General features: G+C 41.3%; 1 pseudogene. It reads right to left on the minus strand.

Going from position 1 to position 387, the window contains the following annotated elements:
• A pseudogene (locus K9U41_RS23720) lies at nt 1-387 on the minus strand (NAD(P)-dependent alcohol dehydrogenase); the annotation flags it as partial.

Raw genomic sequence — 387 nt, forward strand, 5'->3', positions numbered from 1 at the left:
CCCATAGCCAAAGCATCGGCTTTTTTGTTTTCATTTCTAGCAAAAACGCTAACCTTTGCACCCATTTTAACAGCATATTTAACCGCCATCATACCAAGTCCGCCAAATCCCGCTACTGCTACGCTTGAGCCTTCTTTGATATTTGAAAATTTAAGCGGAGAATAAGTGGTAATTCCTGCACAAAGCAAAGGCGCGCCTTTTTCCATCGGTGCATCTTTTGGCACACAAACGGCAAATTTTTCATTTACAACTATGTTGTTTGAGTAGCCCCCATAAGTGTTTTCATTGCCATGAAATACATCACAACTATTGTAAGTAAAGATGGTTTTGCCATTTTCGCAAAACTGCTCTTGTGAGCGTTTGCAAGCATCGCACTCACCGCATGAA

Source organism: Xanthobacter autotrophicus (assembly GCF_029991245.1).
Lineage (GTDB): Bacteria > Pseudomonadota > Alphaproteobacteria > Rhizobiales > Xanthobacteraceae > Xanthobacter > Xanthobacter autotrophicus_C.